The organism is Thermoleptolyngbya sp. M55_K2018_002 (assembly GCF_015295965.1).
Lineage (GTDB): Bacteria > Cyanobacteriota > Cyanobacteriia > Elainellales > Elainellaceae > Thermoleptolyngbya > Thermoleptolyngbya sichuanensis.
Genome location: NZ_DVEA01000312.1, coordinates 17,504 through 30,082 on the forward strand (window position 1 = coordinate 17,504; position 12,579 = coordinate 30,082).

Annotated in this window: 13 protein-coding genes; 7 read left to right on the forward strand and 6 right to left on the reverse strand. The window is 58.8% G+C overall.

Annotated features, from left to right (window positions below; genetic code table 11):
• Window positions 1–63: 63 nt before the first annotated feature.
• Window positions 64–825, forward strand: coding sequence for a uroporphyrinogen-III C-methyltransferase (cobA, locus tag IGS51_RS16025; protein ID WP_297079735.1), 762 nt, complete (start codon window positions 64–66; stop codon window positions 823–825).
• Between the two features lie 12 nt (window positions 826–837).
• Window positions 838–1,377 carry a GNAT family N-acetyltransferase gene (locus IGS51_RS16030; RefSeq protein WP_297079737.1) on the forward strand — a complete coding sequence of 180 codons (540 nt, stop codon included), beginning with the start codon at window positions 838–840 and terminating at the stop codon, window positions 1,375–1,377.
• Between the two features lie 223 nt (window positions 1,378–1,600).
• Here the strand turns inward: IGS51_RS16030 and IGS51_RS16035 are convergent, their stop codons facing one another.
• The gene (locus IGS51_RS16035) at window positions 1,601–2,083 is read right to left on the reverse strand and encodes a photosystem I reaction center subunit XI (RefSeq protein ID WP_297079738.1); all 483 of its coding nucleotides are present in this window, start codon (window positions 2,081–2,083) and stop codon (window positions 1,601–1,603) included.
• A 100-nt stretch (window positions 2,084–2,183) separates the two neighbouring features.
• Window positions 2,184–2,288, reverse strand: coding sequence for a photosystem I reaction center subunit VIII (psaI, locus tag IGS51_RS16040; protein ID WP_068509443.1), 105 nt, complete (start codon window positions 2,286–2,288; stop codon window positions 2,184–2,186).
• Between the two features lie 361 nt (window positions 2,289–2,649).
• Between psaI and IGS51_RS16045 the strand changes: the two genes are divergently transcribed.
• Window positions 2,650–5,289 (forward strand): hypothetical protein, encoded by a 2,640-nt coding sequence (locus tag IGS51_RS16045; RefSeq protein WP_297079741.1) that lies wholly within the window; start codon window positions 2,650–2,652, stop codon window positions 5,287–5,289.
• Window position 5,290: 1 nt separating this feature from the next.
• Here the strand turns inward: IGS51_RS16045 and IGS51_RS16050 are convergent, their stop codons facing one another.
• Window positions 5,291–6,013: a hypothetical protein gene (locus tag IGS51_RS16050; RefSeq protein ID WP_297079743.1), complete on the reverse strand. Its 723-nt coding sequence runs from the start codon at window positions 6,011–6,013 to the stop codon at window positions 5,291–5,293.
• 207 nt (window positions 6,014–6,220) lie between these two features.
• Between IGS51_RS16050 and IGS51_RS16055 the strand changes: the two genes are divergently transcribed.
• A complete protein-coding gene (locus IGS51_RS16055; RefSeq protein ID WP_297079745.1) occupies window positions 6,221–6,436 on the forward strand; it encodes a hypothetical protein in 216 nt (71 codons plus the stop codon).
• Window positions 6,437–6,524: 88 nt separating this feature from the next.
• On the opposite strand, the gene IGS51_RS16060 is transcribed toward IGS51_RS16055, so the two are convergent.
• From IGS51_RS16060 to IGS51_RS16070, 3 genes are all read right to left on the reverse strand, one after another.
• Entirely contained in the window at window positions 6,525–7,307 is a 783-nt protein-coding gene (locus IGS51_RS16060; RefSeq protein ID WP_297079746.1) for a carbonic anhydrase, read from the reverse strand.
• Window positions 7,308–7,327: 20 nt separating this feature from the next.
• A complete protein-coding gene (locus IGS51_RS16065) occupies window positions 7,328–7,855 on the reverse strand; it encodes a lysostaphin resistance A-like protein (RefSeq protein WP_367279360.1) in 528 nt (175 codons plus the stop codon).
• A gap of 217 nt (window positions 7,856–8,072) precedes the next feature.
• Window positions 8,073–9,194, reverse strand: coding sequence for a DUF3326 domain-containing protein (locus tag IGS51_RS16070; RefSeq protein WP_297079750.1), 1,122 nt, complete (start codon window positions 9,192–9,194; stop codon window positions 8,073–8,075).
• 671 nt (window positions 9,195–9,865) lie between these two features.
• Between IGS51_RS16070 and IGS51_RS16075 the strand changes: the two genes are divergently transcribed.
• From IGS51_RS16075 to mtnA, 3 genes are all read left to right on the forward strand, one after another.
• Entirely contained in the window at window positions 9,866–10,045 is a 180-nt protein-coding gene (locus IGS51_RS16075) for a hypothetical protein (protein WP_297079752.1), read from the forward strand.
• Window positions 10,042–11,397 carry a S8 family peptidase gene (locus tag IGS51_RS16080; RefSeq protein ID WP_297079754.1) on the forward strand — a complete coding sequence of 452 codons (1,356 nt, stop codon included), beginning with the start codon at window positions 10,042–10,044 and terminating at the stop codon, window positions 11,395–11,397. Before IGS51_RS16075 ends, IGS51_RS16080 begins: the two co-directional genes overlap by 4 nt.
• A gap of 157 nt (window positions 11,398–11,554) precedes the next feature.
• Window positions 11,555–12,579, forward strand: a 1,025-nt coding sequence (gene mtnA, locus IGS51_RS16085) for an S-methyl-5-thioribose-1-phosphate isomerase (protein WP_297079757.1), incomplete at its 3' end; no start/stop codon positions are given.

A 12,579-nucleotide genomic window follows, 5' to 3' on the forward strand; every position in this document is an offset into this window, starting at 1 on the left:
CAGGGGTCAGGTCGCTTACGCCAACCCCCAACCCCTCATTCACTTATTTCCTTTCTTCCTTCTATGCAAACTCCCCTCGGCAAAGTCTACCTAGTTGGAGCGGGCCCCGGCGATCCGGGCTTGTTTACCCTGAAGGGCAAGACCCTGCTGGAACATGCAGACGTGGTGGTGTATGACGCGCTGGTGAGTCCGCAGATTTTGGCGATGATCAACCCGAAGGCGGAGCAGATCAACGCAGGTAAGCGGCGCGGGCGGCATTCGCTGGTGCAGGAAGAAACGACTCGCCTGCTAATTGCAAAGGCACAGACCCACGCGATTGTGGTGCGGCTGAAAGGCGGCGACCCGTTTGTGTTTGGGCGGGGCGGCGAGGAAATGGAGGATTTGGTAAATGCGGGTGTGCCCGTGGAGGTGGTTCCGGGGGTGACATCGGGAATTGCCGCGCCGGCCTACGCCGGAATTCCGCTGACCCACCGCAGCTACAGTTCCTCTGTTACCTTCGTGACGGGGCACGAGTCGGCGGGCAAATATCGCCCAGAGGTGAACTGGCGAGCGATCGCCCAGGGCAGCGAAACCGTCGTCATCTACATGGGCATCCACAATCTGCCGCACATCGTCGCCGAACTCCAGGCAGGCGGACTCTCGCTCGACACGCCGATCGCCCTCGTGCGCTGGGGCACGCGCCCCGACCAGGAAGAATTACTCGGCACGCTGGGCACGATTGCCCAACAGGTCGAAGAAACTGGCTTCGAGGCTCCGGCGATCGCCGTCATCGGCAACGTCGTCCAGTTTCACAGTGTGCTGGCGGGCTGCCGTCCTGTTACTTAGCAGCAACTTCCAATGCTTGAAACTTCCCGACTTCATCTGCGATTGCTAAAAAAAGAAGATGCTCCTTCAATCCAGGCGTTGGCAAGCGCAAAGGAAATCGGAAGCGCAATGGTTTCCATTCCCCATCCCTATCCTGACGGCGAAGCAGAAAAATATCTACAAGACCGATTAGCCGCTTTTCATCGCGGGCAAGCAGTTTCTTTAGCAATCATTGAGAAACAGCAAGAACGCTTCTCTGGTGTAATTGAGATTCGAGACATTGAACCGGAACATGCTCAAGGTGAAGTAAGTTTCTGGCTAGCAGTAGGCTTGTGGGGACAAGGATATATGAGCGAAGCCCTGAAGTCTTTGCTCAGCTTTGGCTTTGCCACCCTCAAGCTGAATCGACTCTACGCTTATCACATGGTTAGAAATCCTGGTTCAGGCAAAGTTTTGCAGAAAAATGGCTTCTTGCAAGAAGGTCTTTTGCGTCAGCGAGTTCGCAAGTGCGGTGTATTTGAAGACGTGAAGCTTTGGGCAATCCTTAAACAAGACTGGAGCGACAATCTTTAGAAGAAACTGCTTTGCCACCATGCACAGACGATTTATAAAGCTCTGAACCATGCAAAAAGGAGACGCAGAATTAGCTCTACGCCTCCTTTGCCTTAGGGATTTTGCAGAAACGCCTCAACAGACTACAAGTTTGAAGTTTGTGAGCGCTGATCAGAGCATTGTCGCAATAAACCGCATTTCCCTCAGAAAAATGCGCCTTATTCAAACAGAACCCATAATCCTCTTAACCTGCCAGGTTGCCGAAGGTTTCAAACACGCCCGACTTAAACACCTGGAATACGAGATAGGCAAACGCTGCGCCGCCGATGCCACCCACCAGGAAGCTACCTGCAAACTCGCTCCAGCCCTCAGAAGAAGCCAGCGAGTCGGGGGGGTTTGGCGTGGTCACGGTGGCGATCGGTTTCTTCACCCCAACGCTGCTGTAGAGCGACAGGCACACCGTCAGAATCACCACCAGAATCACGGCTTCGATCAGCCCCACCAGATCGCCCACGCCAGAGTTGCGGAACTGGCTGGTGTATGCAAAGGGGCCAAAGAGCAAGTAGCCATGCGCCATGCCCACCTCTAGCCCGCGACGCTGAGCCGACAGCCCAGGACGATAGGCAGGCAGGTTATTGATCAGCGCTTTGGTAAAGCCGGAGGAATTGATCGGGGTTGCCAGGTTGCCGATCTGGGGATCGCCAGCGGGCTGCACTACGTCTGTCATGTTCGAGAATCTCCAAGAAATTTGTAACGGTTTGTTGCGATATCTGAGAATGAGGAGAAGAAAACCTCAGATAGGATCGGGCAAAGTCGGGCAGAGTGAATTACTCGTCACGCTCGATATAGATGAACAAAAGCGCCATCGTCACAGCGGGAAACACCCAACCAACAATGGGAACAAAGATGGAAGGCAAATAAGAAGCTGCCATATCAAATTTCCTATTGGGAACTACAAGCGGTTCAGAACCGAATGTACTGCGAATTGTGCTGCAATGTCGAAACGCTAAGAATTTTTAACAAAATCTGCTCAAGTCAGGCGGGTGGTTCCACTTCTGTAGTAATTCGATACACTAAAACCGTGCATTGGACTGTGTATTTGTGTAATTAAAGAAGCACGGTGATCATCCAGCCTGGGCGAGTGCTGAAGACATCTCGAAACATTTGTTTCGGCACATCTGTTTCAGCCTGTTTTTCAGGGCGTGATGCTGGACTGAGTGCTGACCGAAAGCTGACCGAAAGCTGACCGAAATTTAGTATTTTTGCATTTCCCAGTCCTGGCAAGAGGTTCTGATGGCGTTTTGGGAATTTCTGATTCAGCAGGAAGGCGATCGCTCTTGGTTGCCGCTAGAGTCTCCCGATGTGGAGGTTCTAGAAGGGCGCTACCGGGTCGTGGCGCGTTCCAGCCGGATGAATACACCCGTCGAAATTTCCATCATCCAGACCATTACCACCGAGCATCCACCCCGGCGGCGAGTGCAAAAGCGGATGGGACAGACCAATCCTGACGGGCTGCTGGTCGTCTTGCCCTTTACCCGGCTGGAACCGGGGGCGTGGGAGTTGCGCTGTGTCGGCGATCTCATGTCTGACCTGATGGGCGAGGGCTGGGGCTATGGGGTCAAGCTCCAGGTCTTGAGCCATGAGACAGATGCCGACGGGGACGATGACCTGCTGCCCGAAGACTGGCACAGCCATGTTGCGGTGACCGATCAGGCTGTGGAGCAAGCTACGGCAGATAAAACCGCTGATCGAGCCGCCGAGCCGTCGGAGTCGGAAAACCTGCCAGAGTGCCAAAGTCTCCAAAATTCACTCCAAAATTCAGAGGAGATGGGCGATCGCCCGCCAGCCTCATCCCCCATCGAGCCAGCCGAGCCAGTCGCAGTGGCAGACGACTTTCTGGCCGCACTGGAAGCGATCGAAACGGAGCCTGCCGAACCGTCTGACTTGGGAGCAGCGTTAGCTGAGGTTGAAACAGAAAATGGGGAAGCAAGAGAGGCGATCGCCGCTGGTGCAGAAACAGGTGCAGCAGTCTCCGGCGATTCAGTTAAACAACCCCCTGAGCAACCGACTAAGCAACCCCCTGAGCAACCGGATCTCAGCCCGACTCAGGCATCTGCTATCCCTTCCCCTGCCGACCTGCCGCCACTACGCCTGGTGCTGCATCCCGACCACTATACGGCGCAGTGGGGAGGCCCACTGCGGATTAGCGGCCAGGTGGTCGCAGCGAATCCCGACTCAGCACCCGACTCTGCACTTGAGCTTCCCGCCCTCTATCTAGACCTGGCCCTGCGCGACCCACAAAGCGGCGAGCCGCTGGCGCAAATCAGGCATAAATTGCCGGGGGGCGCATTGCCTCGTGCGGTGGACTGTGGGATTGACATTCCCGATGTAGACGCAACCCGGCTGATGCTGGGCGAAGCAACGCTGTCCGCGCCTCAAGGAGAACAGCAGGAGCCATTTTTGCTGGCGGCCCAGAGCTTCACGGTGACGGCGGCGCTGGATGATCTGCTGGAGGCGATCGCCAACGATTTTCCAGGCGACCTCACCTCACCGTTTGTCGATGAAGAAGACCTAGATCTGTCCTTGCTCAACTTGGTGGATGGCACACCCGCCTCCGCCGCCCCATTGCCAGAAGTCCGTCCAGCGGGTGATCAGGTGTTGCCGCCGCAGATCTTTCAGCCAGCAGCGGCCGCCGATGCGCCGACCGCCAAGCCTGTGGAGCTACCGCCCTGGGGCAACCCGCTGCCTGGCTTTGAAAACGGCATGAGCCTCTGGCAGTTGGCAGCCGCCGTTTTGACTGGGCAAACCCCCGTCACTCGCCTCGACAGCAGCGCCCCGCCGCCCGATCCATCCCAAACGGACGAAACCCAATCGACAGCGGATCAAACCGAGGGCGAATTGACCCATCGCCTGCTTCCCGACGATCAAGCAGCACGGGTCGAGGAGGTTGCAAATTTTGCGGACTCCGACGCGGCAACTCTAGAATCGCCTCCCCCGCCCCTCGCCGCAGCAGAAGATGCCGATCTTTCGATTTACCTGACTCACGTCAATCGCGCCAGTCGCTCAAAGCTGCCCGTCGAAACACCCCCGGACGAACCCAGAGCCGCCGTCCGAGAAGCGTCCCCAGCAGAAGCCGACCCTTTGGAGGCAGGCAGTTCCGAAACCGCAAACCTGGAAGCCGCAGTTTCAGAGCCGCCGCCCGACCAGACGCAGCCGACTCCGGCGATCGCCGATTCGGCAGATACCCCGCTGGAGTGGAACCACGAAGCATTCTCTCTGGGGCAGCCTGCGCCCTTGCCCAACGGCACACCCCGCTTTTTGTCGCCGGAGGATCGGGCCTTTCAGGCGTTGAACTTGCAGCGTCGCTTTTTGGCTCGGCTGACGGCGCTGGCGACCGATCGAGAGCTGGGGACGCTGATGCAGCCGGGTTCGCCGCCGCTGGGACGTGACCTAGACTTGACCACGGACGAAATTGTGGTGGAAGATGCGCCCCTGCCGCCGCCCCAGCGCTCCAGCCTGTATCGCCCTGAGCACGCACCAGAGCCGCCGCCCGTGGTGTTGCCTGCGGAAGAGCCTGTGCCCTCACCTGTGATGGACGTGCCCCAGGGCGAACTCACCTCTGGCCAGCGTATTGAAATTGGCATTGCCTTACCCGATCTGGAGCCGCGTTTTTACATCAAGCTGTGGCTGCGCGATCGCCAATCTCGCACGATTTTGGACGGGCCGCGCTGGGTGATGAACTTTGCACCCGACGGCCAGGGCTATCAGATTGCCTACACCCAAGTCACGGTGCCCTTTGGCTGCGTGGAAACGCAATTCGAGGCGATCGCCGTCGAAATGTCTACCCAGCGCGAGAGCCGCAAGGTCGTCCAGTCGCGTCGGGTCGTGCCGCCTGACCTACCCCAGCTTGATTTGAACGATCTGGGTATTTAAGTCAGGGCGTTTGATTAACCCACGAATCAACTTGTAGACCAACTCGGATTGATCCGGCATGGCAATCCCGAAGCCACAGTCGAATCGCCTGTGCGACCACACCTTCGCTGCCGTCGCGGGGCGGGCTGGCGGGCTGCCGCTGGGGATAGCCACCCACACTCGACAGCACACCTGCCAGTTGCCACTGGTCTGCCTGCTGCGTTAGAAAAACCCAATAAAATCCCTGGAGTCGGGCATAGCCGCCGTAGCCATACTGCCGCTCTAGCGTGGTGAAAAAGACCTGCTGGGGTTGGTCGTCGGGGGCGATCGCCTGATATTCTGCCAGCCCCAGTGCTTCCAGATTTGCAGGCAGGGGGCGATAGTCGGGCGACCCCGCCAGCAGCACATAGCTCGGCGGCAGGTCGGTGGTGCGGCTGCGAGAGCGCGATCGCGCAATGACGCGATTGGCATAGCTGGGCAAATCACGCAGCAGCGGCGGCATCAAAGACTCTAGCGTATCGGGGCAGTGGTTTTGCGGCTGCCGCCGAGCCGGATTTCGGGAACGCTGCGCCAACGGACTCGGCTCCATCGAGTCCGCCATCGAGTCAGCCATCGAGTCAGCGATCAAGTCTGCCATTGACTCAATCCGTGTTTCGCTGTTGCCCGCCAATTCTAGACCCCGTGCGGCGGGCTGGGCGATTGCTATTGGCGCAAGTAGGGCGATCGCCCACCATCCATTTCCCATAGAGTTCTATCACCCGCCACGACAGAGAAGCCCAAGCCCGATCCACCCTGAGCAAGCTGGGAACCCAATTGCCCCCGCTCCCCCACTCCGATCCGCTGCATCAAGCTGCATAAATTAAACTTCATTGCGATTCGCAAACTGTGTAAAGTCATCATGCTACGGTCGATACTGTTAATTAAACACATGTATTCGAGATATCGCAGGCACATGAAGGAGAACACTCTGATTTCTTCGGCTGAATCCATCGCCGCTCCCGCCCTGAGGGAAGACTTCAGCGAATACGTTGCACATCTTCAACTTCACATGGCCCTGCACGCCCGCAAGCTTGTGCCCAACCTGAACAGCACCGATGGCAGCCGCCAGCAGCTTTTGCATCAAACGCAGGCCGATTTCGAGAAGTTTGTGTCTCGCCAAGGTCTGTAGCCTCCTGTAGGCTGGCGTTTTCAGGCGCTTTTCTGGCAAAACGCTCTGCCTGCAAAGAGGCTCAAGAGGCTCCATTCAAAGACTCCATTCAATCGACCAGAATGCTCACAACTCCAGTTGCCAGGTCGTAGTAGGCTCCTACTACTTTGAGTCGTCCTGCGTCCACTGCCTGAGACACGATGGGGGACTGGAGCAACCGCTGGGTTTGTAGCCGGACGTTTGCCTTCACTGCATAGGTGAGGCGATCGCCCGGCTTTAGTACTTTGTTGGGCTGGTTGCGTTTCAGTTGGGCCAGTTCTGCGTCTGCAAGGGCGATCGCAGGCTGAATCTCGTGGATCAGGCTATCCAGCGCCCCCGGCAGCTTGCCGCCCAACAGGGCCGCCGTCACCGCACCACAGCCCGCATGACCCAGCACCATCACCAGGGGCGTATGCAGCAGGCTGACGGCATATTCTTCACTGGCCACATCCTCCAACGCCGCCACATTGCCCGCCACCCGCACCACAAACAGGTCGCCAATGCCCTGATCAAACACAATCTCTGGCACGACCCGCGAATCGGCACAGCTTAGGATGGCGGCAAAGGGAGCCTGGGTTTCTGCAACCTCCGTCAGTCGGGAGGTGTCTTGGTGGGGCAACAGCCGCCGCCGCGTCACAAACCGCCGATTTCCCGCAATCAATTCTGCAAGCGCGTCGTCGGGCGTAGTGGGGACAGGCGCAACGGCTTCTGGAATCAGCCCATTCGCAGAGAGCGCCTCCGCTGGATTGGCGCTCTGTGAAAAAGAGGCAATTGGCAAAGGGGCGATCGCCAGCCCAGTCCCCGCCGAAACGCCGCTCAACCCCTTCAAAAAGTCTCGCCTAGAAACCGTCAACCCCCGTGCCCTCAAAAATCCTAAGCCCCAACCTCTAGCTGCTTCAGCTTCCAGGTGCCGCTAGAAATTAGATTCGTTACGATATGCGCCACAATCGGCACCAGCAGATTGCCCGTCAGCAGCGCACTAGCCCCCAGCGCCGCACCCACCACCGTCGCCCAAATCACGTAGGCCCACTGCTGCGAACCGCTGTAGTGCAACACGCCAAAACACAGGCTGCTAACCAACAGTCCAAACCAATTTAGCCCGATCGCAGGCAGCATCACGCCGCGAAACAGCAGTTCCTCGCTCAGCCCCGGCAGCAGCCCCAGCCAGATTAGGTCAACCCAGGTCAGCGGCTTGATGACCAGCGCCAGGTAGGTGTCTGCACTGGTGCGATAGGCCGGCCAGAGGCGATAGGCTCCCTCACTAGCCAGGCTAATACCCAGCGCCAGCGCCACCCCAAGCCCCACCGCAGACGGACGAACGCTGACGGGCAGCATGTCCACCGCATCAAACGCCAGCCAAAACTGAGACACGATCAGCAGCACCAGCGCCGTAATGCCCATTGCCGTTAGCACCTGGGTGCGATCGAGCGGTTCGAGTTGGGGTTGGGTGGGGGTGGGCACGGTGGAGTAGGGCTAGGGGGCTGAAGGACTAGGGGTTCAAGGGCTGGGGCTTTGGAGGGTGAGGATTATCGAGGGGCTTGTGATCATTCCGTTGCGCTTGATCATACTATCCAATTCTTTCTATCACTTCATCCCGTCTGCCTGCCGCCTAATTCTCTCAGGCTAGCATTTTGGGGAGGTTTGCCGTGAGGGATTCTAGGCTGGCGGAAGGGGCGATCGCCCGCAAATTCTCCACCGTTGGCGATAGAGCAGCGGGGTCGAGGCCAGCGTGGTGGGCGACCAGCACGCCGAGGGCTTCCAGATAAGACTGGACGGCGATCGCCCGAATGCCCAAGGCCTTAGCAGGAGCCTGCATCCGCGTGGTGTTGTCCGCCACGGTGATGATTTGGGTGTGGGTTTGCCCCAGGCTGAGGACAGCACTGCCGCCGCAAGCCGTGGCAGGAATCACCAGCGCATCGACCTGATCGGCCCAGATGTCCTGGCTCAGTGGGTTCTGATTCGTCTGGCAAACGAACTGCGGGGCGCGGCTGAGGCCGACTAGCACGCAGGGAAGAAACGTGTGCCCCAATTCCTCAGCAGCAGACTTGGGAGAAAGCGTCGGATCGAGGGGCAGCGGCGACAGGGCGGGCGCGTGGGCGCAAGGAACTTGGAAGGTTCGGACGACGAGATGACTAATGACGGCTTCGGCTCCGGCCAGAGGATCGACCCCTTGCCCGTGGCGATAGTCCTGCAAGGCATCGCTGCCCTTGTCGTCGGGAAAGCGGGCCACAACGGCGATCGCCTCTGCTTTGGCCTGCGTAATCAGCGTTTCTACCCCGCGCAGCAGGCTGTCGGGATGTTGCAGCGTGCCCCAGGTTGCGCCGGAAGCTGCCGTTTGCAGGCTCACACCCAGCGGCGCATCCGTCACGACATACTCCGTCAGGCTCAGCCCTAGGGTTGCCCGCGCTGCGTCTGCCGCCTGCAAGTGCCGCCAGCGTAGTTCCGGCTCGATGCCCGCATCCAGCAACAGCCCCACTCGGTTCTGGCGCACCGGCCGCAGCCCCCACTGCCCTGCGGCAAACTGATCCAGCCCATAGCCTTCTACATACAGCGCGTTGGGCAGCGGCCAATACAACTGCGCCCCGTTCAGCACGTTGGGATGGGTAATCAGCCGATCGGCCACCTGGGCGATCGCCCTTGCCACGGGCAGCGCATCCCCCGCATAGCCGCCGATTGCTGCGCCCACCCCCGTCGGCACAATCAGCATTACGGTATAAGGGCGATCGCACGTTGGGTTCATAGGAATCGGGTTTTGAGGATTAGGATTCAGGGAGTAAAGCTCCACAGTAGCCACAGTAGCAACTGATTATAAATCAGGGTGCATCTGTATCCAGAGGGGTAACTCGAATTGCGGTTTTTAAGGATCATCCAGAAGTCCATCTGCTCAGGTTGCTGAAGATTCTGGATGGTCGGGCGTTGGCTGAAAGACGGCGATCGCCCAGCGCATTTTGGTACAACGGTCTGGCGTGGGGTTTTGCATCGCTCTGCATCAACTTTGCGTCAGTTTTGTGTCAACTTTGCATTAGTTTTGAGTTTTGCATTGGTTTTGCATACGTCTTTCCGCGTCTGAATTATGTCTGTTTGTGCAGCCTAAGCTGCGACCCGGATAATTTTAATTCAGATGGATATTAGTAATGCCAGACCTCACTTACGCTTCATTGCCCGATACCTTGAGTGCTGACTTGCCCGGCCTGTCTTCAGGCTTTCACTTGTCTGGACTAGCAGGCACAACCGATGGCTTCAGTCGCCTCGGCAGCAAAGCATACCCGCAGCAGACTGCCTTCAGTGCCAGATACGATCAGGATACGTTCAAAAACTTATCCGATATTGATTCAATCTCAGGTTCAAGAAACCGTTCGTTATCGTTTAATTTATCCATATCGAGTTCAAGTATTTGGGATAGTTCTCGGTTTGCATCCGGCTCTCTCTTCAGCGGATCTTTTAACGGACAGGAGGGGGGCGATCGCCCGTCTTTCGCGAATTCCCAACCCGGCCAGCGCCATACCTCAAAGCCAGACGCGCTCACGGGCCTCGCAGACGATGACGGACTGGTCGCCACAGCTACCCGAAGCCGCAGAGCGGGCGGCGTGAATGCTCAGCAAACCATCCACGAATCGCTTTCACGCTGGGATGCCCGCAACCCCACTCGCCCCAATACTTACAAAGATGACTACAGGCTGCAAAGCACAACGGGCGGACAGGTACAGCTAGACCTGACCTCTGGCGCGTTTGATGCGTACTTGCAAATCGTCGATAGCCGCACGGGTAGGGTCATTGCCGCAAACGATGACGGGGGCGGCGGCACAAACGCCCGCCTGACGCTCAATCTGCAAGCAGGGGTTGGCTATATCGTCCGCGTGACCAGCTATTGGGCCAATGAAACGGGGAACTACTCGCTGACGCTGAGTGCGCCCAATGCTCAGCCCCCCGCCAACGGGTTCAACAGCACCTATGGCTATGGCCTGGTCAATGCCGCAGCGGCCGTCGCCCAGTCGATCGGTCGCACGCCGTTTACCCCAGTGGCAGACGCAGGCCATAGCTGGAGCAATAACCTGGTGAATGCGCCAGAGGTGTGGGCACAGGGCTACACCGGACGCAACGTGGTGGTGGCTGTGGTGGATACGGGCGTGGACTATACCCACAGCGACCTGGATGCCAATATCTGGCGCAACACGCGGGAAATTGCGGGCAACGGCATCGATGATGACGGCAACGGCTTTGTGGACGATGTGCGTGGCTGGAACTTTGCCAACGGCAACAATAATCCGATGGACGTGAACGGGCACGGCACCCACGTTGCCGGGACGATTGCCGCAGAGAACAACGGCACAGGCATCACTGGAGTTGCCTACAATGCCCAGATTATGCCTGTGAAGGTGCTGGGAGACGACGGATCGGGCACAAACCTGAGCGTGGCGCGGGGGATTCGCTATGCGGCCGACAACGGGGCAAACGTGATTAACCTGAGCTTGGGCGGTGGCTATAGCAGCGACATTGAGTCGGCGATCGCCCATGCGGTTTCCAGAGGGGCGATCGTGGTTATGGCGGCAGGCAACGAAGGCGCAGCCCGCCCCAGCAACCCGGCCAGCCTTGCGATTCAGTATGGTGTCTCCGTCGGGGCGATCGACAGCAGCGGCAACCTAGCATCCTTCTCCAACCGCGCCGGAACCGATAGCCGAATGCAGCATGTTGTGGCCCCAGGGGTGAATATTCTCTCGACCCGTCCGGGCGGCCGCTATCAATCCCTGAACGGCACGTCGATGGCTACGCCCCACGTCGCGGGTGTGGTCGCCCTGATGCGTCAGGCAAACCCCAACCTGACCGATGCCCAGGTGCGCCAAATCCTGACCAGCAGCGCCATCCGCGCCAGCAGCAGCCTGTCCAGTCCGGTCGATCCTGCGCCTCTGACGCTGACGCTTGTACCCCGGCGATCGCGCCGCTAGGGGATTCCAGAACCGGGGGCCCTGCGCTCCTGGTTCGTTTTGGAAAATTTTCCTGAACTCTGTGGGCTACGCCCAGACAGTTTGGCCTCTGGCGTTTCGGCCCACTGGGGGGTTAATTTAGGACAAAGCTAGACCTCTACCCCCCTGACCCTGTCCTATGAACCTCCCAACCTCGCAGGTCTATCCTGTGATTTGGCAAGACGACCATGTTTGGCTGATTGACCAAAATCGACTGCCGACTGAATATGACCTGGTGCAGATTAGCCGCTGCGACGACATGGCGATCGCCATTAAAACCATGATCGTGCGCGGGGCCCCCGCAATCGGCGTGGCGGCTGCCTACGGGATGTATCTGGGAGCCAGAGAAATCGAAACGGGCGATCGCGACCAGTTTTTGCGCGAGTTAGAGTCTGTGGCCATGAAACTGCGGGCTACGCGACCCACCGCAGTCAACCTGTTTTGGGCCACAGAGCGAATGCTGAAGGTGGCACGGCAGACCATCGGCCCGGTGGACTATCTCAAAACAGCGTTATTGCAAACGGCGCAGGCAATCCAGACCGAAGACCTGGAAACCTGTCGGGCGATCGGCGACCACGGGCTGGCCGCGCTGCCCACCACGCCCCACAAGCTGCGCCTGCTGACGCACTGCAACGCCGGAGCATTGGCCACCGCAGGCTATGGCACGGCGCTGGGGGTCGTGCGCTCCGTCTGGCGAGAAGACCGGCTGGAGCGGCTCTATGCCGACGAGACGCGCCCGCGCCTGCAAGGGGCCCGCCTCACTGCCTGGGAATGCGTGCAGGAAGGTATCCCCACTACGCTGATCACCGACAGCATGGCCGCCCACTGTATGCAGCGCGGGCTGGTGGATGCCGTCGTGGTGGGCGCAGACCGCATCGCCGCCAATGGCGACACCGCCAACAAAATCGGCACCTACAGTCTGGCGCTGGTGTCCCGCGCCCACAATATTCCCTTCTACGTTGCTGCGCCGCTCTCCACGGTGGACTTCAGCCTCAGCGACGGCAGCAAAATCCCTATCGAGGAGCGCGACCCCATCGAGGTCTATCAAATCGGCGAAACGGTGATCGCGCCGGAAGGCTTGGACTATTACAATCCCGCATTTGATGTCACGCCTGCGGATCTAATCACGGGCATCATCACCGAATATGGCGTGGTGAAGCCTGC